This is a genomic window from Amorphoplanes friuliensis DSM 7358, assembly GCF_000494755.1.
In the GTDB taxonomy this organism is placed as follows: domain Bacteria; phylum Actinomycetota; class Actinomycetes; order Mycobacteriales; family Micromonosporaceae; genus Actinoplanes; species Actinoplanes friuliensis.
This window is the reverse complement of the sequence record NC_022657.1, coordinates 4,209,594-4,228,852: the sequence shown is the minus strand read 5'-3', so window position 1 is coordinate 4,228,852 and position 19,259 is coordinate 4,209,594. Positions and strand designations below refer to the sequence as shown.

21 protein-coding genes and 1 pseudogene are annotated in these 19,259 nt (G+C 70.8%); 14 read left to right on the top strand and 8 right to left on the bottom strand.

The window, feature by feature from the left end:
• The first annotated feature begins 13 nt into the window (after positions 1–13).
• The 3 genes from AFR_RS19520 to AFR_RS19510 are packed head-to-tail and all read left to right on the top strand — an operon-like array spanning position 14 to position 3,023.
• Complete coding sequence (locus AFR_RS19520) at positions 14–1,327, top strand: ABC transporter substrate-binding protein (RefSeq protein WP_023362513.1); 1,314 nt, start codon at positions 14–16, stop codon at positions 1,325–1,327.
• A gap of 5 nt (positions 1,328–1,332) precedes the next feature.
• On the top strand, positions 1,333–2,199 hold the full coding sequence (locus tag AFR_RS19515) for a carbohydrate ABC transporter permease (protein WP_023362512.1): 867 nt from the start codon (positions 1,333–1,335) through the stop codon (positions 2,197–2,199).
• Complete coding sequence (locus tag AFR_RS19510; protein ID WP_023362511.1) at positions 2,196–3,023, top strand: carbohydrate ABC transporter permease; 828 nt, start codon at positions 2,196–2,198, stop codon at positions 3,021–3,023. The genes AFR_RS19515 and AFR_RS19510 overlap by 4 nt, the downstream gene beginning before the upstream one ends.
• Positions 3,024–3,425: 402 nt before the next feature.
• Here AFR_RS19510 and AFR_RS48880 read toward each other — a convergent pair.
• Positions 3,426–3,956, bottom strand: a pseudogene (locus tag AFR_RS48880) (helix-turn-helix transcriptional regulator); the annotation flags it as partial.
• 81 nt (positions 3,957–4,037) lie between these two features.
• Between AFR_RS48880 and AFR_RS19500 the strand changes: the two are divergent.
• Positions 4,038–4,943: an alpha/beta fold hydrolase gene (locus AFR_RS19500; RefSeq protein WP_023362509.1), complete on the top strand. Its 906-nt coding sequence runs from the start codon at positions 4,038–4,040 to the stop codon at positions 4,941–4,943.
• Positions 4,944–5,041: 98 nt separating this feature from the next.
• Entirely contained in the window at positions 5,042–6,502 is a 1,461-nt protein-coding gene (locus AFR_RS19495) for an aldehyde dehydrogenase family protein (RefSeq protein WP_023362508.1), read from the top strand.
• Here AFR_RS19495 and AFR_RS19490 read toward each other — a convergent pair.
• The 4 genes from AFR_RS19490 to AFR_RS19475 are packed head-to-tail and all read right to left on the bottom strand — an operon-like array spanning position 6,447 to position 9,863.
• Positions 6,447–7,262 (bottom strand): ABC transporter ATP-binding protein, encoded by an 816-nt coding sequence (locus tag AFR_RS19490; protein ID WP_338012110.1) that lies wholly within the window; start codon positions 7,260–7,262, stop codon positions 6,447–6,449. The two genes, AFR_RS19495 and AFR_RS19490, sit on opposite strands and share 56 nt — an antisense overlap.
• Positions 7,259–8,113: an ABC transporter permease gene (locus AFR_RS19485; RefSeq protein WP_023362506.1), complete on the bottom strand. Its 855-nt coding sequence runs from the start codon at positions 8,111–8,113 to the stop codon at positions 7,259–7,261. The genes AFR_RS19490 and AFR_RS19485 overlap by 4 nt, the downstream gene beginning before the upstream one ends.
• On the bottom strand, positions 8,110–8,901 hold the full coding sequence (locus AFR_RS19480; RefSeq protein ID WP_023362505.1) for an ABC transporter permease: 792 nt from the start codon (positions 8,899–8,901) through the stop codon (positions 8,110–8,112). Before AFR_RS19480 ends, AFR_RS19485 begins: the two co-directional genes overlap by 4 nt.
• A complete protein-coding gene (locus AFR_RS19475; protein WP_023362504.1) occupies positions 8,898–9,863 on the bottom strand; it encodes an ABC transporter substrate-binding protein in 966 nt (321 codons plus the stop codon). The genes AFR_RS19480 and AFR_RS19475 overlap by 4 nt, the downstream gene beginning before the upstream one ends.
• Positions 9,864–9,985: 122 nt before the next feature.
• On the opposite strand from AFR_RS19475, the gene AFR_RS19470 reads away from it, so the two are divergent.
• Genes AFR_RS19470 through AFR_RS19430 form a run of 9 tightly spaced genes read left to right on the top strand, consistent with a single transcriptional unit; the run spans position 9,986 to position 17,231 of the window.
• Positions 9,986–11,125, top strand: a complete 1,140-nt coding sequence (locus AFR_RS19470) for a 4-hydroxybenzoate 3-monooxygenase (protein ID WP_023362503.1) — start codon at positions 9,986–9,988, stop codon at positions 11,123–11,125.
• Positions 11,122–11,925 (top strand): CoA transferase subunit A, encoded by an 804-nt coding sequence (locus AFR_RS19465; protein ID WP_023362502.1) that lies wholly within the window; start codon positions 11,122–11,124, stop codon positions 11,923–11,925. Before AFR_RS19470 ends, AFR_RS19465 begins: the two co-directional genes overlap by 4 nt.
• Positions 11,922–12,680: a CoA-transferase subunit beta gene (locus AFR_RS19460; RefSeq protein WP_023362501.1), complete on the top strand. Its 759-nt coding sequence runs from the start codon at positions 11,922–11,924 to the stop codon at positions 12,678–12,680. The genes AFR_RS19465 and AFR_RS19460 overlap by 4 nt, the downstream gene beginning before the upstream one ends.
• Positions 12,677–13,348, top strand: a complete 672-nt coding sequence (gene pcaH, locus AFR_RS19455) for a protocatechuate 3,4-dioxygenase subunit beta (protein ID WP_023362500.1) — start codon at positions 12,677–12,679, stop codon at positions 13,346–13,348. The genes AFR_RS19460 and pcaH overlap by 4 nt, the downstream gene beginning before the upstream one ends.
• Positions 13,345–13,848 carry a protocatechuate 3,4-dioxygenase subunit alpha gene (gene pcaG / locus AFR_RS19450; protein ID WP_023362499.1) on the top strand — a complete coding sequence of 168 codons (504 nt, stop codon included), beginning with the start codon at positions 13,345–13,347 and terminating at the stop codon, positions 13,846–13,848. Before pcaH ends, pcaG begins: the two co-directional genes overlap by 4 nt.
• Positions 13,823–15,298: a lyase family protein gene (locus tag AFR_RS19445; RefSeq protein WP_023362498.1), complete on the top strand. Its 1,476-nt coding sequence runs from the start codon at positions 13,823–13,825 to the stop codon at positions 15,296–15,298. Before pcaG ends, AFR_RS19445 begins: the two co-directional genes overlap by 26 nt.
• Positions 15,295–16,056: a 3-oxoadipate enol-lactonase gene (gene pcaD, locus AFR_RS19440; protein WP_023362497.1), complete on the top strand. Its 762-nt coding sequence runs from the start codon at positions 15,295–15,297 to the stop codon at positions 16,054–16,056. The genes AFR_RS19445 and pcaD overlap by 4 nt, the downstream gene beginning before the upstream one ends.
• A complete protein-coding gene (gene pcaC, locus AFR_RS19435; RefSeq protein WP_023362496.1) occupies positions 16,049–16,429 on the top strand; it encodes a 4-carboxymuconolactone decarboxylase in 381 nt (126 codons plus the stop codon). The genes pcaD and pcaC overlap by 8 nt, the downstream gene beginning before the upstream one ends.
• A gap of 16 nt (positions 16,430–16,445) precedes the next feature.
• Complete coding sequence (locus AFR_RS19430) at positions 16,446–17,231, top strand: IclR family transcriptional regulator domain-containing protein (RefSeq protein WP_041840988.1); 786 nt, start codon at positions 16,446–16,448, stop codon at positions 17,229–17,231.
• On the opposite strand, the gene AFR_RS19425 is transcribed toward AFR_RS19430, so the two are convergent.
• The 3 genes from AFR_RS19425 to AFR_RS19415 form a co-directional block, all read right to left on the bottom strand.
• Positions 17,212–18,267 carry a diguanylate cyclase domain-containing protein gene (locus AFR_RS19425; protein ID WP_023362494.1) on the bottom strand — a complete coding sequence of 352 codons (1,056 nt, stop codon included), beginning with the start codon at positions 18,265–18,267 and terminating at the stop codon, positions 17,212–17,214. The two genes, AFR_RS19430 and AFR_RS19425, sit on opposite strands and share 20 nt — an antisense overlap.
• A gap of 307 nt (positions 18,268–18,574) precedes the next feature.
• Positions 18,575–18,934, bottom strand: a complete 360-nt coding sequence (locus AFR_RS43730) for an STAS domain-containing protein (protein ID WP_023362493.1) — start codon at positions 18,932–18,934, stop codon at positions 18,575–18,577.
• A complete protein-coding gene (locus AFR_RS19415; protein WP_023362492.1) occupies positions 18,931–19,236 on the bottom strand; it encodes an STAS domain-containing protein in 306 nt (101 codons plus the stop codon). Before AFR_RS19415 ends, AFR_RS43730 begins: the two co-directional genes overlap by 4 nt.
• Between the last annotated feature and the right edge of the window lie 23 nt (positions 19,237–19,259).

Below are 19,259 nucleotides of genomic sequence, written 5' to 3'. Positions count from 1 at the left end.
CCGGAGGCCCCTCATGAGATTCCGATCCCTTCCCCTGGCCCTGCTGGCCGCGACCACCCTGGCCCTGTCCGCCTGCAGTGCGGGCAGCCTGGGTTCCAGCGACGACGAGGGCGGCAAGGTCGAGTTGTCGTTCCTGGTCGACAACTCCGACTCCAGCCTCAAACCCGTCGAGCAGGTCGCCAAGGACTTCTCGGCCAAGAACCCCGGCATCACCGTCAAGGTCGAGACGCGGCCGGGCGGCACCGAGGGCGACAACATCATCAAGACGCGGCTGTCGACCGGTGACATGACCGACGTGTTCCTCTACAACTCCGGCTCGCTGTTCCAGGCGATCGCACCCCAGCAGAACCTGGTGCCGCTGAGCGACCAGCCGTACGCGGGCCAGCTCGACGACAACTTCAAGAGCACGGTCACGGCCGGGGACCAGCTGTACGGCGTACCGCTGGGTGGGGTGACCGGTGGCGCGGTGCTCTACAACAAGAAGGTCTTCGCGGATCTGGGGCTGAAGGTGCCGGCGACGTGGGCCGAGTTCATGGCCAACAACGCGAAGATCAAGGCGGCCGGGGTGGCGCCGGTGATCCAGACGTTCGGTGACACGTGGACGTCGCAGCTCTTTGTCCTCGGCGACTTCCACAATGTGTCGGCGGCCGACCCGCAGTTCGCGGCGAACTACACCGCGAACAAGGTGAAGTTCGCGAGCACCCCGGCGGCGGTGGCGGGTTTCCAGCACCAGCAGGAGGTGCACGACGCCGGGTACCTCAACAAGGACTTCGCCAGCGCCAAGCTCGACGACGGGCTCAAGCAGCTCGCGCAGGGCAAGGGCGCGCAGTACCCGATGCTGACCTTCGCGGTGGGCGGCATGGTGGCGAACTTCCCCGAATCGGCGAAGGACGTGGGCCTCTTCGCCCTGCCGGGTGCCGACGCGGCGAAGAACGGCCTGACGGTGTGGTCACCCGCCGGCATCTACATCCCGAAGTCCACCGAGGGCGCCGAACTCGAGGCCGCGAAGAAGCTGCTCGCGTACATCGCCAGCCCGGACGGGTGCGCGTCGCAGGCTGCCGCGTACGCACCGAGCGGCCCGTTCCTGGTCAAGGGCTGCACGCTGCCGGCCGACGTACCGCAGGCGATCAAGGACATGCAGCCGTACATCGACACCCCGGGCAAGTCGAGTCTGGCGCTGGAGTTCCTGTCGCCGGTGAAGGGCCCGTCGCTGGAGCAGATCACCGTCGAGGTGGGCTCCGGCATCCGCAGGGCCCCGGCCGGCGCGGCCCTGTACGACGAGGACGTCAAGAAGCAGGCCCAGCAGCTCGGTCTCGAGGGCTGGTAGACCCGGTGGCAACCAGCGCCCGGAGCCCGTACTCGAACTGGTTCTACCTGCCGGCCGCCGTCATCTACGGCATCCTGTTCGCGGTCCCCACGTTCGCGTCGTTCTTCTTCAGCCTGACCCGGTGGAGCATCTTCGACTGGAAGTTCATCGGCTTCGACAACTTCGTGACGTTCTTCCGCGAGCCCGCCCTGGTCAAGGGTCTCACCAACACGCTGATCTACGCGCTGGTGACCTCCGGCCTCAAGGTCGTGCTCGGTCTGCTCCTGGCGCTGCTGCTCACCTCGCAGATCGCCGGACGCGGCTACCTGCGTTCGGTTGTCTTCTTCCCCGTCCTGGTCAGCACCATCGGGGTCGGGCTGACCTTCACCGTGCTGATGAACCCGGACCAGGGCCTGATCAACGACGCCCTCGGTGTCCTCGGCATCGACGGCCCCGGCTGGCTCACCGACCCGCAGTACGCGCTGCTGTCGGTCGCGCTGGTCGACGTCTGGAAGGGCGTCGGGCTGGCGACGGTCATCTACATCGCGGGCATCGTGTCCATCCCGGCCGAATACTTCGAGGCGGCCCGGATGGACGGCGCCGGCGCCTGGGACAACTTCCGCCGCATCGTCCTGCCGCTGGCCCGGCCCGCGACGGTCACGGTGATCATCCTGTCGCTGATCGGCGGTCTGCGCTCGTTCGACCTGATCTGGGCCATGACCCGCGGCGGCCCGGGTTTCACCTCGGACGTGATCGCCTCGGTGATCTACAAGCAGTACCAGGCCGGGTTCTACGGCCTGTCCACCGCGGGCAACGTGGTGCTCTTCCTCGTCGTCACCGCGATCGTGCTGCCCCTCTCCCGCTTCCTCAACCGCAAGGAGGTGGAGCTGTGACCGGCCGCAAGAACTACCTCCTCAGTACGCTGGCGGTCCTGCTCTCCGGTGTCGTCTTCCTGGTGCCGTTCGCCTTCATCGTGCTCACCGCTATGAAGACCCGCCAGGACGCGGCGGAGCTACGGTTCTCGTGGCCGCACCAGTTCCAGTTCGTGCAGAACCTCGTCGACGTGGTCCAGGCCCGCGACTACATGCTGATCATCGCCTTTATCAACAGCACGATCCTCACCGTGGCCAGCGTGACGATCATGGTGGTGCTGGCCGCGATGGTCGCCTTCGTGCTGCAGCGCCGGCAGAGCCGCTGGAACGGCCTCATCACGTTCCTGGTGCTGTCCGGCCTGATCATCCCGCCCGCGGTCGTCCCGACGATCTGGGTGCTGCAACGGCTCGGGCTCTTCCGCACGATGCCGGGGCTGATCCTGGTCGAGGTCGCCTTCGGCATGTCGTTCTGTGTACTGCTCTTCCGAGCTTTCATCGCGACGATCCCCCGCGAGCTGGACGAGGCGGCGATCATCGACGGCGCCGGCCCGCTGCGGCTCTTCTTCCGCGTCATCTTCCCGCTGCTGCGGTCGGTCGTGGTGACGGCGGTGGTCGTGCAGTCGGTGACGGTCTGGAACGACTTCGTCAACCCGCTCTACTTCCTGCCGGGCGACCAGAACGCGACCGTGCAGCTGACCCTCTACAACTTCTCCAGCCAGTACAACACCCAGTTCAACCTGCTCTTCACCAACATCCTGCTGATCACGATCCCGCCGCTGCTGATGTTCCTCGTCTTCAACCGCCAGATCGTCGCCGGCATGACCGCGGGGGCCGTCAAGGGCTGAGCTGCCGCCGTACCGTCCGACGAGCGCGGCGCCGATCGAGGCCAGGTGGTCGCGGACGCCTGGAGGGCCGGTCACCTCGAGCCATTCGATCAGTCCGGCGAGCTCGCCGGCCAGGGCGTACTCGTTGTAACCGCGGATCGCGACCTCGATGCGGCCGTCGGTCGTGGCGGCGCCCACCACGAGCCGGTCGCCGAGCACCATCCGGAGCTTGGCCGTCCCGTGGGGCACGCACACCCCCTGGATCTCGAGGGGTGTCCGCCTGCGGTCGACCTCGTCGGCGATCTCGCGCCAGCTCCCGGCCAGGTCGAAGTCCCCGGGCCGGTGGACGGGATCGCCGGTCGGCTCGGCGGACGACACCCGGTCGATCCGGAAGGTCCGGCGGCCGGCCTCGGTGCCGGCGACCAGGTACCACCACGGACCTTTGGCGACGATGCCGAGTGGGTGGACCGTTCGCTCGGTCTCGCTGCCGAAGCTGTCGACGTAGCCGAGGCGCACCTGGACGCCGTGGATCACCGCGTCCTGCAGGTCGTCGAGGAAGCGGGCCGGCCGGGGCTCGGACCGGCTCACCCCCCAGCGCTGCGGGTCCGTGACCAGCGACGACGCCGCTGCCTCGGCCTGCCTCCGGAACGGCTCCGGCAGGGCCTGGACGAGCTTGCGCAGCGCCGCTCTCGCGGCCGGCGTCGCCGCTGAGGCCGGGCCGGCGGCCAGGAACAGGGCGCGGGCCTCCCCGGCGGTCAGGCCGGACAGGTCGGTGCGGGCGCCACCCACGAGGCGCCACCCGCCGCCCCGGCCCTGCATCGAGTACACCGGCACGCCGGCCATGGCCAGGGCGTCGAGGTCGCGGCGGGCGGTGCGCTCGGAGACCTCCAGCTCCCGGGAAACCTCGGCTGCCGTCACCTGCTCGCGCTGCTGCAGCAGGAACAGGATGGCCATCAGGCGGTCGGCTCGCATGGCCGCAACATTGTCAGTGAAACCGGTCAGAGGGTGACCTGTTTAGGTCGCCAAGCTGATGGCATGAACTTTCCCCAGCCCACCCTCGTCTCTGTCAACGGTGTGGAACTCGAAGTCTTCGAAGCGGGCCGGCAGAACGCCGGGAAGCCGATCGTGCTGTGTCACGGATGGCCGGAGCACGCCTTTTCCTGGCGTCATCAGCTGCCCGCCCTGGTCGCAGCGGGCTATCACGTGATCGTCCCGAACCAGCGGGGTTACGGCAACTCGTCCCGGCCGGAGGAGGTGACCGAGTACGACATCGAGAAGCTGTCCGGCGATCTTGTCGCCCTGCTCGACCACTACGGATACGACGATGCGACCTTTGTCGGTCACGACTGGGGTGCCATGGTCGTGTGGGGCCTGGCCCTGTTGCATCCGCACCGGGTGAACAAGGTGATCAACTTGAGCCTGCCCTACCAGGAGCGTGGGGAGAGGCCCTGGATCGAGGTCATGGAGCAGTTCCTGGGCGGCGACTTCTACTTCGTCCACTTCAATCGCCGGCCGGGTGTTGCCGACGCCGTCCTGGACAAGAACACGTTCCAGTTTCTTCGGAATCTGTACCGCAAGGCGGAAATTGGAACGTCCATGGTCGACCTGGCCGAAGCAGAAACGCCGGCGGGCGATCCTCTGCTGAGCGACAGCGAACTCGCGGTCTTCGTCTCCGCCTTCGAGAAATCGGGGTTCACGGGCAGCATCAACTGGTACCGGAACCTCGACCGCAACTGGCACCTGCTGGCGGACGTGGACCCGATCATCCGGCAGCCCACCCTGATGATCTACGGCGACCGTGATGCGATCCGGAAGTCGGAAAATCTGACGGACTTCGTGCCCGGTGTGGAGGTGGTCAGCCTGGACTGCGGCCATTGGATCCAGCAGGAGAAGCCGGAAGAGACCACCGAGGCGATTCTGCGGTGGCTCGACAAGCACTAGATCTCCGGCTGTTGACCACCATCACGGGACGGCGCTAGTTTCAGTTCTGTTTCGGGGCGTACATGTGTTCGCATCCCGAACATTCTGGAGGTGGCGCCGTGACCGAGATCCGGAACCTGCTCATCGGCGGCGACGAGGTGCCGGCCGCGGACGGGCGGACCACCGAGGATCTGAGCCCGCACACCGGTGGTGTCGTGGCCACCGTGGCCGCGGCCTCACCGGTCGACGTGACGCGGGCCGTCGACGCGGCCGATCGGGCCTTCGCGGGGTGGGCGGGCACCGGGCCGACCGAGCGGCGCAGGATCCTGATGCGGGCCGGCGACCTCCTGGAGGAACGCGGTGCCGACGCCGCGGCGCTGATGGCGAACGAGACCGGTGGGACGCTCGGCTGGTCGCTCTTCAACGTCGGGCTGGCCGCGAACATGTTCCGGGAGGCCGGCGCCCTGGCCACGCTGCCGGTCGGTGAGGTGCTGGCCGGTGCCGACCCGAGCGCGTTGTCGCTGGCGATCCGGCAGCCGGCCGGGGTCGTCGCCGCGTTCGCGCCCTGGAACGCGCCGCTGATTCTCGGTGCGCGGGCGGTTGCCGCCCCGCTCGCCACCGGGAACACCGTTGTCGTGAAGGCCAGCGAGGACGCACCGCTCGCCTGTGCGTTGTTCCTGGCCGACGTGCTGCGCGACGCCGGGCTGCCGCCGGGAGTCCTGAACGTCCTGACCAACGACCGCACCGACGCGGCCGCGGTCGCCGAGGCGCTGATCGGTGACCGCCGGGTGCGGCGGGTCAACTTCACCGGCTCGACCGGGGTCGGGCGGCGCATCGGCGAACTGGCCGCGCGCCACCTCACCCCCGCCGTGCTCGAGCTCGGTGGCAAGAATTCCGTGCTGGTCCTCGACGACGCCGACCTCGAGTACGCCGTGAACGCCGTCGCCTTCGGGGCCTACCTCAACTCCGGGCAGATCTGCATGTCCGCGGACCGCGTGCTGGTCCACCGGTCGCTCGTCGAGGAGTTCGGCGCGCGGCTGGCCGAGAAGGCGCGGGGGCTCCCCGCCGGTGACCCCGCCGACCCGCACACCGTCATCGGGCCACTGATCAACGCCGGTGCTGCCGACCGGGTCGCGGGACTGGTCGACGCAGCCGAGGCCGCCGGCGCCAGTGTGCTCAGCGGCGGTGGCCGGCCCGACGGCGCGCACTATCCGGCAACCGTGCTCACCGGTGTCACCGCGGACATGCGCATCCACACCGAGGAGATCTTCGGTCCCGTGGTGACCGTGCTCAGCGTCGACGACGAGGAACAGGCGATCACGGTCGCCAACGACAGCCCGTACGGCCTGACGACCGGGGTCCTGACCCGTGACGTGACCCGCGGATTTGCCGTCGCCCGGCGGCTGCGGACGGGGATCGCGCACGTCAACGACCAGTCCGTCGACGACGATCCGACCGCGCCCTTCGGCGGGGTGGGCGACTCCGGTTACGGCCGCTTCGGGGGCCGGGCGGGTGTCGAGGCGTTCACCGATCTGCGCTGGATAACTCTCCAGCAGCGCCCGAAGCAGTTCCCGTTCTGACCTTGGCCAGCTGGATCTGCTCGTAGACGCGGGTCCGCAGTGCGGTGAAGCGCGGGTCGGCCCGGGTGTGCAGCTGGTCGCGCTCGGCGGGCAGGTCGACGGTCAGCTCGTCCTGGATGACAGTCGGGGACGCCGAGAGCATCAGGACACGCTGTCCGAGGTAGACCGCCTCGTCGATGTCGTGCGTGACGAACATGATGGTCACACCGAGCCGCTGCCACAGCGACCGGACCAGATCCTCGAGGTCGGCGCGGGTCTGCGCGTCGACCGCCGCGAACGGCTCGTCCATCAGCAGGACCGAGGGCTCGTACGCCACGGCCCGGGCGATCGCGACCCGCTGCTGCATGCCACCGGACAACTGCCACGGGTACGCGGACTCGGTGCCGGCCAGACCGACCGCCGTGAGCGCCTCGTCGACGAGCTGACGACGCCGGGCCCTGGGCACCTTCTTCTGCCGCAGGGGCAGGTCGACGTTGTCGCGGACGGTCAGCCACGGGAAGAGACTGCGTCCGTACTCCTGGAAGACGATCGCGAGGCCGGCCTTGTCGCCGACCTCGACCTGCCCGGAGGTGGGTTCGAGGAGCCCGGCGATGCAGCGCAGCAGCGTGGTCTTGCCGCAGCCGGACGGCCCGACGAGGCAGACCAGCTCCCCCGCCGCGACCGTGAACGTCAGTTCACGCAGCGCCTCCACCTCGCGGGTGCCGGAGCGGTAGACCTTCCGCAGGCCCTTGACCTCGAGCATGGTGTTCCCTTCGCTCACGAGCGCCGCTGGGCGTCGCGCAGGCCGTGGTACCAGGACAGGGCGTGACGCTCGGCCAGCCGGAACAGTTCGGACAGGGCGAAGCCCAGCAGCCCGAGCAGGATGATGCCGCTCCACATCTCCGGGATGGCGAAGCTGCGCTGGAACTGCACGATGGTGAAGCCCAGGCCGTTGCTCGCGGCGAACATCTCGCTGATCACCATGAGGATGATCGCGATGGACAGCGCCTGGCGCAGCCCCGCGACGATCTGCGGAGACGCCGCGGGCAGCAGCAGGTGACGCAGCCGGGCCACGCCGGTGATGCCGTAGGCGCGGCTGGTGTCGGACAGGACGCTGTCGGTGGCACGGACGCCCTCGACGGTGTTGAGCAGGACCGGCCAGACGCAGCCGGAGACGATCACGATGATCTTCATGCCGTTGCCGATGCCCGCGAACAGCATGATCACGGGGACGAGCACCGGCGGCGGAACCGCGCGGAAGAACTCCAGCACGGGCTCCGAGGCGGCGCGCAGCCGTGGGTTGGCGCCGATCGCCACACCGAGGGCGATGCCGAGGACGGCCGCGAGGAGGTAGCCGGCGCCCAGACGGGCCAGGCTGGGCAGCACGTCGGCGCGCAGCCGGTCGAGTGTCCAGGTGTCGGCGAACGCCACGAGAATCTGCCGCAGCGGCGGCGCGTAGAAGTTCTCGCTGTTCGCACTGGCCAGATACCAGGTGGCGAACAGAACCACCGGCAAGCCGATGACCAGCAGAAAGCGCTTGATCATGCTGTGCAGTCCGGGCATGCCCTCCTGGCCCTCACCGGCACGGCGGCGATCAGCGCCCGCCGGGCGAGGTTCGGTGCGGTCGGTCATGCCGACGCCTCCCCGCGTACGGACTGGTGCCAGGAGAGGAAGTGACGCTCGGTGGCGCGGGCGGCGACGTTGATGGTGACGCCGAGGAGGCCGGTGACGACGATCAGGGCGTACATGGTGGGGATCGCGCCGGAGGTCTGGGCGACCGCGATGACCGCGCCGAGGCCGGGTGCGCCGATGACCAGCTCGGTCGTGACCGCGAGGACCAGGGCGACCGACGCGGCGAGGCGGACGCCGGTGAAGACGTACGGCAGCGCGGTCGGCCACAGCACGTAGCGGATGCGCCCCCACGAGCTGAAGCGGAAGCTGCGCGCCGTGTCGGCCGCGACCGGGTCGACGTCGGCGACGCCGTACAGGACCTGCACGAGGACCTGCCAGAAGGCCGCGTAGACGACCAGCAGGAGGGTCGAGCCGAGGTCGGAGCCGTAGAGCAGGACGGCCAGCGGGATGAGCGCGACCGACGGGATCGGCCGCAGGAACTCCACCGTCGAGGCGGTCAGCGCGCGCAGCACGGGCACTGCGCCGATCACGATGCCCACGGTGACACCGGCGACGACGGCGATGGCCAGGCCGATCGCCCAGGCCAGGAGGGTGTCGCCGACCGCCACCCAGAACGGGCCGGTGGCCGCCTCCCGGCCGAGCGCGGCCAGGATGCGGCTGGCCGGCGGCAGGTAGCTGTCGGACACGATCCCCGCGCGGGGCAGCACCTCGACCAGCAGGAGCAGCCCGGCCAGGCCGGAGAGGCCGAGCAGGGCCGTCCGCGGCGCTCCCCGCTCGGCTGCGGTCACGGCAGGATCTTGGCCAGGTCGGGGGTCGCACCACCGAAGATGCCGTCCGTCGCGCCGAGCTTCGCCAGGGTCTCCACCGACGGCTTGTTGATCGCGGTGGGCCACTTCGGCAGGGTCAAACCCTCCCGGACCTTGGCGTCGATCTTCGTGTACGACCCGAGCACCGCCCGCACCTCGTCGGGGTGGGCGTCGGCATACGCGAGGGACTCGTTCATGGCCTCGGTGAACCGCTTGACCAGGTCGGGATTCTCGCCGATGAGCTTGCTCGACGCGAAGTACGCCGCGACGGTCAGGTCGGGGGCCGCGTCGACGTAGTTCCAGGCCACGACGCGGCCACCGGCGGCGGTCACGGCCGACAGCGACGGCTCGACGACCCAGGCGGCCTCGACCTGGCCACCCTCGACCGCAGCGGGCATGTTGGGGAACGGCATCTCGACGAAGCTGATCGCGGACGGGTCGCCGCCGGCCTTGCGGACCGACTCGCGCACGGTGGTGTCGCCGATGTTCTTCAGCGTGTTGACGGCGATCTTCTTGCCGGCCAGGTCCGCGGCCTTGGTGATGGGGCTGTCCTTGCGCACCACGACGCCGCCGAAGTCCTTGCCCGCCTCGCCGGTCGAGGCGACACCGTTGGCGACCACCTTGATCGGGACGTTCTTGGTCTGCGCGATGAGCAGCGACGTGACGTTGCTGAAGCCGAACTGGAACTGGCCGCTGACCACGCCGGGCACGATCGCCGCGCCGCCCTGGCCGCTTTCCATCGTCAGCTCGATGTTGCGGGACTTGAAGAAGCCCTTCTGCTGCCCGAGGTAGATCGGCGCGACGTCCACGATCGGGATGACACCGACCTTGACCTGGGCGACCCCGTCGGCCGTGGTCGGCGCGTCACCCCCGCCCGAGGAGCCGCAGCCGGCGCCTGCGGCGGCAAGAGCGAGCACGGCCATCCCCGCCACCAACCGGCGCATGACAGAACCTCCCAGGGTTGTCGTTGTGCGCTCTCCGCACGTAAGTTCTCCAGGAGAACGTAGGCGTGTGGCCTGGCTCACGTCAACGATCGATATCGATCCGTCACGCGGGGAGGCCGGAGATGCGCACACAGGTCGGCATCGTGGGAGCGGGCCCGGCGGGCCTGGTCCTGGCCTTGCTTCTCGACCGCGCCGGGATCGACGCGGTGGTGCTGGAACGCCGCTCCCGATCCTATGTGGAGAGTCGTGTCCGTGCGGGGGTCCTTGAGCACGGCACGGCCGACCTCCTCGACGAGCTCGGTGTCGGCGCCCGCATGCGCCGCGAGGGGATGGTCCACCGCGGGATCGAGCTGCGCTTCGACGGCACCGGCCACCGCATCGACCTCGAAGGCCTGACCGGCCGGACCATCACCGTGTACGGGCAGCAGGAGGTCGTCAAGGACCTGATCGCCGCCCGCACCGGCGCCGGACCCCTGCACTTCGAGGCCGAGGTCACCGGTGTCGACGGCACCACGATCACCTACAAGCACAACGGCGTGGAGCAGCGGCTCGAGTGCGACTTCGTCGCCGGGTGCGACGGCTCGCACGGGGTCGCCCGCACCGCGATCCCGCCGGAGGCGCTGACCGTGGCGGAACGGGTGCACCCGTACGCATGGCTGGGGATCCTGGCCCGGGCACCCGCGGCGGCCGACGAGCTGGTGTACGCGTACCACGAGCGGGGGTTCGCGCTGCACAGCATGCGCACGCCGGGCATCGTCCGGCTCTACCTGCAGGTCGAGCCGGGGACCGACCTGGCGGACTGGCCCGACAGCCGGATCTGGGACGAGCTGCGGACGCGGCTGGGCCTGCCGCTCCAGGAGGGTGAAGTGCTGGAACGCGGTGTCACACCCATGCGCAGTGTCGCGGTCGAGCCGATGCGCCACGACCGGCTCTTCCTGGCCGGGGACGCGGCGCACATCGTCCCGCCGACCGGCGCAAAAGGGCTCAACCTGGCCGTGTCCGACGTACGGGTGCTGGCCGAGGCGCTCACCGCGTACTACCGCGACTCCTCGGAGACGTTGCTGGACGCGTACTCGGAGATCTGTCTGAAGAGGGTGTGGCAGGTGCAGCGGTTCTCGAACTGGATGACCACGATGCTGCACCGGCGGCCCGGTGACGACCATTTCGGTCACCGGGTGCAGCTCGCCGAGCTCGCGTACGTGACCGGCTCGACCGCCGCGGCGACGACCCTGGCCGAGAACTACGTCGGGCTGCCGCGGTGACGGCCCGCATCGTGTCGCTGGCCGAGGCGGTGGCCGAGCTGGTGCACGACGGCGACACCGTCGCGCTCGAAGGCTTCACGCACCTCATCCCGGTGGCGGCCGGCCACGAGATCATCCGGCAGCGCCGGCGCGGGCTGACCCTGGTCCGGATGACCCCCGACATCGTCTACGACCAGCTCATCGGGGCCGGGTGCGCCGCCAAGCTGATCTTCTCGTGGGCGGGGAACCCGGGTGTGGGCTCGCTGCACCGCTTCCGCGACGCCGTCCAGCACGCCTGGCCGGTCCCGCTGGAGATCGAGGAGCACAGCCACGCGGGCATGGCCAACCGGTACGTGGCCGGGGCGTCCGGGCTGCCGTTCGCGGTCATGCGCGGTTACAGCGGCACCGATCTGCCCGCCCACACCGCGACCGTGGCACCGATCCAGTGCCCGTTCACGGGCGAGATGCTCACGGCCGTCCCGGCGCTCAACCCGGACGTCGGCATCGTGCACGCACAACGCGCCGACCGGCGGGGCAACGTGCAGTTCTGGGGCATCACCGGTGTGCACAAGGAGGTCGTGCTCGCCTCCGCGCGGTCGCTGGTCACGGTCGAGGAGATCGTCGACGAGCTGACGCCGATGCCCGGCGCGGTGGTGCTGCCGGGCTGGGCGGTCACCCGGGTCGCACTCGTGCCGGGCGGTGCGCACCCCTCGTACGCGATGGGCTTCAGCGAGCGGGACAACGACCACTACCAGGCCTGGGATGCCATCAGCCGGGACCGGGACACGTTCGGGCAGTGGCTGACGGAGGTGCTCGGATGAGCTGGACGGCCGACGAGATGATGACCGTGGCCGCGGCCCGGGCCCTGCGCGGTGACACCCGGTGCTTCGTCGGGATCGGGCTGCCCAGCACGGCCGCGAACCTCGCCCGCCGCACCCACGCCCCCGACCTCGTCCTGGTCTACGAGTCCGGCACGATCGGCGCCAAACCGGACCGGCTGCCGCTCTCGATCGGCGACGGTGTGCTCGCCGAGACCGCCGACGCCGTCGTGAGCGTGCCGGAGATGTTCAACTACTGGCTGCAGCCCGGGCGGATCGGCGTCGGCTTCCTCGGCGCGGCCCAGCTCGACCGCTACGCCAACATCAACACCACCGTCATCGGTACGGACTACGACGACCCCCGCGTCCGCCTGCCCGGGGCGGGTGGCGCCCCGGAGATCGCCGCGTCCTGCGGCGAGGTGATCGTGGTGGTGCGGCAGAGCACGCGGACGTTCGTGGACCGCGTCGACTTCGTCACCTCCGTCGGCCACGGCAAGGGCCCCGGCGACCGCGAACGCCTCGGGCTGCGTGGCCGCGGACCCGTCCTGGTCATCACCGACCTCGGCGTGCTCGAGCCCGACCCCGGGGACTGCGAGCTGACGCTGACGCGGCTGCACCCGGGTGTCACCGCCGAGCAGGCCGTGGCGGCGACGGGCTGGCCGCTGCGGATCGCCCCCGGCGTCACCACGACCGAGCCGCCCAGCGACGACGAACTGACCGCCCTGCGGTCCCTGACCGGAGCCGAGGAGCCCGCATGAGCGCCCATCCCCCGCTGCTGTCCCCCGGGTACAAGTCGACGATCCTCCGTGCGCCGAGCGAGGCGCCCCTGCTGCTGGCGCAGTCGATGACCGAGCTGACCGGCCCGGTGCTCGGCGAGGGCCCGGTGGCGGCCGCCGACGCGGACCTGACGCTCGGCCAGGGCGGCGAGGCCCAGGGCCAGCGCATCGTCGTGCACGGCCAGGTCCGCGACGCCGACGGCCGGCCGGTCCGGAACACGCTGCTGGAGGTGTGGCAGGCCAACGCCGCCGGGCGCTACCTGCACAAATGGGACCGGCACGACGCGCCGCTCGACCCCCACTTCACCGGTCTCGGGCGCACGCTGACCGACGCCGACGGCCACTACCGCTTCGTGACGGTCAAGCCGGGCGCCTACCCCTGGGGCAACCACCCGAACGCGTGGCGGCCCGCGCACATCCACTTCTCGGTGTTCGGGCAGGCGTTCACCCAGCGCCTGGTCACCCAGATGTACTTCCCCGACGACCCGCTCTTCCGGTACGACCCGATCTACCACTCGGTGCCGGAGTTCGCCCGCGACCGGCTCGTGGCCGCGTTCGACCTGACGGCGACGGTCGAGTTGTGGGCGCTCGGCTTCCGCTTCGACATCGTCCTGTCCGGGGCGTCGGCGACACCCATGGAGACCCGATGAGCACCCCGTCGCAGACCGTGGGGCCGTACCTGTCGATCGGTCTCACCTGGGATTCCGGCCCGTACGTGGTGTCTCCCGACGCGCCCGGCGCGGTGTGGTTGCGCGGCGAGATCCGCGACGGCGCGGGCGAGGTCGTGCAGGATGCGCTGGTGGAGACGTGGCAGGCCGGCCCCTCGGGCGAGTTCCACACGGCCGGCTTCCGCGGCTTCGGCCGGTGTCCCACCGACGACGACGGCCGGTGGGCGATCCGCACCCTCAAACCCGGCGCGCTCTCCGGCCAGGCGCCGCACATCGCCGTGACGGTCTTCGCCCGCGGCCTCCTCCACCGGGTCTACACCCGCCTCTACTTCGCCGACGAACCCGCGAACGAGTCCGACCCCGTCCTCGCCACCGTGCCTGCCACCCGGCGGCCGACGCTGATCGCGGCGAGGACCGGCGACGGCTACCGCTTCGACATCACCCTGCAGGGGCCCGATGAGACAGTCTTCTTCGCCGTCTGACGGCCTCTTCGACGGTGTCCTCGCCGCCGGCCCGGTCCACGCCGCCACCACCGACGCGGCCTGGGTGCGGGCGCTGCTGGACGCGGAGGCCGCCCTGGCCCGGGCCGCCGCCCGGACCGGCCTGGCGACATTCGCCGACGCCGCCGCGGTGCTGACGGCCTGCGCCGGGCTCGAGGTCGACCCCGGAGCGCTCGGGGCCGAGGCCGCGGCCACCGGCACCCCGGTCGTGCCCCTGGTCGAACGGATCCGGGCCGCGGTGCCCGGCCCGGCCGCCGCCCTGGTCCACCGCGGTGCGACCAGCCAGGACATCATGGACACCGCCACGATGCTCGTCGCCCGGCGTGCGGTGTTGGCGCTGCTGGCCGATCTGGGCGCTGCGGTGGATCTGACGGCTGAGCTGGCCGACCGGCATCGCGGCACGCTCATGGCCGGGCGGACGCTGCTGCAACAGGCACTGCCGACAACCTTCGGGCTGGTTGCGGCGGGCTGGCTGACCGGGCTGGACGCCGCCCGCCGGCGCCTCACCGAGGTCCGCGACCATCGCCTCGCGGCCCAGCTCGGCGGCGCGGCCGGCACCCTCGCCGCCTACGCCCCGGAAGCCGCCGACGGACCGGAAGCCGCCGCCGCCGGCCCGGAAGCCGCCGCCGCCGGGCCGGAGACCGCCGCCGGGCCGGAAGCCGCCGCCGGGCCGGAAGCCTCCGCCGGGCCGGAAGCCTCCGCCGGGCCGGAAAGCGCCGCCAGGCCGGAAGCTGATCTCGGGGTTCTCATGCTGGCGGCTTTCAGTGCCGAGCTGGGGCTGGCCGAGCCGGACCTGCCCTGGCACACCGAGCGGACCCGCATCGCCGACCTCGCCGGCGCCCTGGGCAGCGCGGCGGGTGCGATCGCCAAGGTCGCCCGCGATCTGATCCTGCTGGCTCAGACCGAGGTGGGTGAGGTGGCCGAAGGCGGGGACGGCGGTGGTTCCTCGACGCTGCCGCACAAGCACAACCCGGTCCGGGCGATCAGTGCGGCGGCTGCCGCGGCCCAGGCGCCCGGCCTGGTCGCGACGCTGCTCGCCGCCATGCCGCACGAGCACCAGCGGGCGGCCGGGAACTGGCACGCCGAGTGGCAGCCGCTGCGCTCGCTGCTCAGGTCGACCGGTTCGGCGGCTTTCCAGCTGCGGGCCGCCCTGGACGGTCTGCGGGTCGACACCGGCCGGATGCGGGCCAACCTCGATCTCACCCGCGGCGCGCTGCTCGCGGAGCGTGTCGCCGGTGCGCTGCGCCCGGCGCTCGGCAGCGAGGCCCACGCCGTGGTCGCCGGTGCGGTGGCCCGCGGTGACCTCGCCGGCGACCCGGCGATCACCGCCCACCTCGGCCCGGACCGCCTCGCCGGACTTTTCGACCCGGCCGGCTACACCGGCAGCGCCGGCGCCCTGATCGACCGCGCCCTGCGGGCGGCCCGCCGATGAGCGTCACGGTTGCGGTTCACCACCGGGAGGACGGGCCGGCGGACGCGCCCGCGGTGCTGCTGATCAACTCGTTGGGTGCGGATCTGTCCATGTGGGAACCGCAGGTGGCGGCCCTGTCGGAGCGGTTCCGGGTCATCCGGTACGACGCACGCGGGCACGGGCGCTCACCCGTACCCCCGGGCCGGTATGCCCTGGACGATCTCGGGCGGGACGCGCTGGATCTGCTGGACCGTCTCGGGGTCGCGCGGGCTCATGTCTGCGGGTTGTCGCTGGGCGGGATGACCGCGATGTGGCTGGCCGCGCACGCCGCCGAGCGGGTCGACCGGCTCGTGCTGTTCTGCACGTCGGCCCTGCTCGGGCCACCGGAAGCCTGGGCCGAGCGCGCCGCCACGGTCAGGAGTGGCGGCACGGGCGCGGTGGCCGATACGGTCGTCTCACGCTGGGTGACCGCAGGTTTTCCCGAAGCGCAGAAACAGCACCTGCGGGAGATGATCGCGGCCACGGATCCCATCGGCTATGCGGGTGCGTGCGCCGCCATCGAGGGGATGGATCTGCGGGACGACCTGCGGCGCATCACCGCGCCGACCCTGGTGGTGGCCGGCGCCGACGACCCCGCGACACCGCCCGGGCACGGACGGGCCATCGCCGCCGCGATCGCCGGCGCCCGGTTCGAGGTGCTGGCGGACGCCGCTCATCTGGCCACGTTCGAGCAGGCCGAGGCCGCGAACCGACTGATCCTGGAGGCACTCGATGGGTGACAGCTACGAGGACGGCATGACCGTGCGGCGCGAGGTGCTCGGCGACGCGCACGTCGATCGCGCCGTCGCCGCCACCACCGCCTTCACCGCGGACTTCCAGGACTTCATCACCCGGTACGCGTGGGGCGGCGTGTGGACCCGCGACGGCCTCGACCGGCGTACGCGGAGCTGCGTGACCCTGGCCGTGCTGACCGCACTGCACTGCCACGAGGAGCTGGCGATGCACGTGCGGGCCGCCCGCCGCAACGGCCTGAGCGCGGACGAGATCGGCGAGGTGCTCCTGCACACGGGCGTCTACGCCGGGGTGCCCGCCGCCAACGCCGCCTTCAAGATCGCGCAGGAGACCCTCGCCGCCGACGAACCCGCAGCGTGACGCTATGGTGCGAGCGATGAGCGACCAGGTCCGTGAACCGCACTACGTGCAGTCGCTCGAGCGTGGACTCGCGGTGATCCGGGCGTTCGACGCGCACCACGCCGAGCTGACGCTGAGTGAGGTCGCCCGGATCTGCGACCTCACGCGGGCCGCCGCACGACGTTTCCTGCTGACCCTGACCGACCTCGGGTACGTCCGCACGGACGGGCGCCTCTTCTCCCTGACGCCGCGGGTGCTCGAGCTCGGATACTCGTTCCTCTCCAGCCTGTCGCTGCCCGAGGTCGCGCTGCCACACTTGGAACGGCTGGTCGCGGAGGTCCACGAGTCGTCGTCGGTGTCGGTGCTGGACGGTGACGAGGTCGTCTACGTGGCGCGGGTGCCGACGCGGCGGATCATGACGGTGGCGATCAACGTGGGGACGCGGTTCCCGGCGTACGCGACGTCGATGGGCCGGGTTCTCGTCGCTCATCTGGGCGCGGAACAGATCGATGCCTATCTGGCCCGGGTACGCCTGGAGCAGCTCACGGCGCACACGGTGAAGTCGGCGGCGTCCCTGCGTACCGAATTGGGGAAGGTCCGGGATCAGGGTTTTGCGATCGTGGACCAGGAGCTCGAGGAGGGTCTGCGCTCGATGGCGGCGCCGGTGCGGGACCGGGCCGGGGCGGTGACGGCGGCCGTGAACGTCTCGGTGCACGCCAGCCGCACGTCGGTCGCGGCGATGCGCGCCGAGCTGCTGCCCCCGCTGCTGGCGGCGGCCGAACGGATCACCGCGGACCTGCGGATCACCACGCAGGCGCCTTAGAGCGGCGTTTCTCCTTGTACATCTCGGTGTCGGCGGTCGCGACCAGGCGGGAGAAGTCCTCGCCGGCGCCGCCGATGGCGTAACCGACGCTGGCACCGATGCGGTGCACGCCGGTGCTGCCGCAGATCGGCTCGGCGATGGTCTCGCGCAGCCGCTGCGCGGTCTCGGAGATGGTGGTGGTGAGATCGTCGCCGACCAGCACCGCCACGAACTCGTCACCGCCGGTGCGGGCCAGCAGATCGTCGGCGCGCAGGTGGTGCTGCAGGCGCTCGGCGACGATCCGCAGCACCTCGTCGCCGGCCTCGTGCCCGGCCGCGTCGTTGACCTTCTTGAAGCCGTCCAGGTCGATGACGAGCACCCCGACCTGCGGCACGGCGAGCGCGGGCAACGCGTCGATGCGGGACTTCAGCAGGGCCCGGTTGGCCAGCCCGGTGAGGTTGTCGTGCGTGGCGGCGTACTCGGCCTCGGCCTGGCTGCGCTCCAGCTGTGAGTGCAGCCGGGCGTGCTGGATGGCGATGGCCGCGTGCTCGGCGAAGAACGCGAGGATCTCCTGCTGCTGGGGGTCCGGCCGCCGGCCGCCCTCGGGGAGGTCGACGCTGAGCACACCCAGCCACTCGCCCGACGGCGCCATGAGCGGCGCGAAGAGGCAGTCCAGGGGGTGCCACATGTCCGGATCGTCGCTGGGCGCGATGTCGGGCACCCAGACGTAGAGCGACTCCGGCGCGCCGAACCGGTGATCGACGAAGTAGAGCGAGCCCCAGCGCTCGGAGCGGCGGAACAGCTCGCGCCAATTTTCCGCCGACCCGCGCATGCCGAGCAGCGCCCGGCGCAGGTCGTCGCTGCCGGCGACCGCGACGGTCGTGTAGTCGCCGTTGTCCTCGGCAAGGTTGAGGGCGGCGAGGCCGAAACCGGCGGCTTCCACGACACCGTTGGCAACCGCGTCGAGGGTCTGGGTCAGATCGAGGCTGGCGTGGACACGCTTGGTCACCGCGTGCAGGGCCCGCAAGGCCTGCAGCTGCGGATCGGAGGCGGTCACCCAGGCTCCTTTCGCCACATCCGTGATCAACCGACCGTAGTGCATGGGCCTACAGGTCGTGGACCCTGATTGATCGGCGGTGCGGCGAACGACCTGAGCTGATCGCCGAACGGTGCGAGCATATTCCGTCATGGAACCGTCACACGGCCGCGGAGCATCCGCCATGTGCGGACCGGATGCTTGATCATGGATGACGCGGACGGCTGTTCCGCTGCTCCCGTGCCCCCTGGAGCAGCGTCGCGACGTCCGCGCCATCCTTTTCAGCGCGTGGGCGCACCGGTTCGGGTGCCCACGCGCTGACGGAACCTTAGCTCGTCTCTGCCCGGAGCCACTCGAGCGCGGCGTCGCAGTCGTCGAAGATCGGGAAGAGCCCGTCGACGTGCATCGTGTGCAGTACGGTGATGACAAAACGGGACGGCCCGGCGAAAACCACCATGCCGTCGTGACGCCGCGCCCGCCGGTGGGCCCGGACCAGCAGACCCAGTCCCGCGTCGTCCAGCGTCGGGACCGCTGAGAGGTCCACAACCACGTGCCGATGCCGGTCGACCGCATCGGTGAGCGTCTCCCGCAACGTCGGCACCACCGTGGCGTCGAGGTCCGCGCGCACGTGCACGACGGCGACCTCCGCACCCTCACCCTCGTCGAGCTCCACGAGCGTCGCGGTCATCGGGACTCCTCCACCTCGAGGACGTGATCCACCCGGGCCAGCCCGAGCATCCGCCGGACCCGCTCGACGGGCGCCCGCAGGGTCAGCTGCCCGTCGGCACGCAGCATCTCGCGGTGCAGCTGCAGAAGCAACACAATGGCAGCCGCGTCTATGCGCGGGCTGTGCCGCAGATCGACGACGAGCCGCTCGGGCCGCCGTGCCGCGGCCTCGGTGAACCGGTCACGCCACCGTTCGACCGCCTCGCCGTCCAGCGCCTCGGTGACGACGACGGTCGCCTCCCGGATCGTGTGGTCACTTCTCACACCTGTCACCCTCGACCCGGCAT